The following is a 1,373-nucleotide window of genomic DNA, read 5'->3' on the forward strand; positions in this document are numbered from 1 at the left end:
GTAACTATCTATGTAGACGGTACTGCAGTAGGTACTACCACCGCTAACGCTGGTGGTAACTATACCTTCACAGTGCCAACACCACTGTCAGACGGTACCCATGCATTCACTGCTACAGCTACTGATGCAGTAGGTAATACCAGTGCACCAAGTGCTACCCTGAATATCACTATCGATACGCAGGTGCCAACAGTACCCACTATTACTACGGCTCAGACATTGACCGCTGATAATACGCCAACTGTAACCGGTACAGCGGAAGCTAACAGCACCGTGACTATTTATGTAGACGGTTCAGCAGTAGGTACAACCACCGCTAATGCTGGTGGTAACTACACCTTCACAGTGCCAACACCACTGTCAGACGGTACACATGCATTCACCGCTACAGCTACCGATGCAGTGAGTAATACCAGTGCACCAAGTGCTACGCTGAATATCACTATTGATACGCAGGTGCCAACTGTACCGACTATCACCACCGCTCAGACATTAACTAACGATAACACACCAACTGTAACCGGTACAGCAGAAGCTAACAGCACCGTGACTATTTATGTAGACGGTACTGCAGTAGGCACAACTACAGGTAACGCCGGTGGTAACTACACCTTCACAGTGCCAACACCACTGCCTGATGGCACACATGCATTCACTGCTACAGCTACCGATGCAGTAGGTAATACCAGTGCACCAAGTGCTACGCTGAATATCACTATCGATACGCAGGTGCCAACAGTGCCGACTATAACTACCGCTCAAACACTGACTTCTGATAACACGCCAACTGTAACCGGTACAGCAGAAGCTAACAGCACTGTAACTATATATGTAGATGGTACTGCAGTAGGTACAACCACCGCTAACGCTGGTGGTAATTACACCTTCACAGTGCCAGCAGCACTGTCTGATGGTACGCATGCATTCACTGCTACATCAACTGACGCAGTAGGTAATACCAGTGCGCCAAGTGCTACGCTGAATATCACTATCGATACGCAGGTGCCAACTGTACCGACTATCACCACCGCTCAAACACCGACTAGTGATAACACGCCAACTGTAAACGGTACAGCAGAAGCTAACAGCACTGTAACTATATATGTAGATGGTTCTGCAGTTGGTACAACTACCGCTAACGCTGGTGGTAATTACACCTTCACAGTGCCAACACCACTGTCAGATGGTACGCATGCATTCACAGCTACATCTACTGATGCAGTAGGTAATACCAGTGCACCAAGTGCTACGCTGAATATCACTATTGATACGCAGGTGCCAACAGTGCCGACTATAACTACCGCTCAAACACTGACTTCTGATAACACGCCAACTGTAACCGGTACAGCGGAAGCTAACAGCACTGTAACTAT

The 1,373-nt window shown here is 48.1% G+C and carries 1 protein-coding gene; it reads left to right on the plus strand.

Annotated elements, in window-relative coordinates; genetic code table 11:
* On the plus strand, positions 1 to 1,373 hold a 1,373-nt coding region (locus F3I09_RS34875; protein ID WP_223233475.1), incomplete at both ends, for an Ig-like domain-containing protein.

The sequence above is a fragment of the Chitinophaga sp. CF418 genome (assembly GCF_900142925.1).
In the GTDB taxonomy this organism is placed as follows: Bacteria; Bacteroidota; Bacteroidia; order Chitinophagales; family Chitinophagaceae; genus Chitinophaga.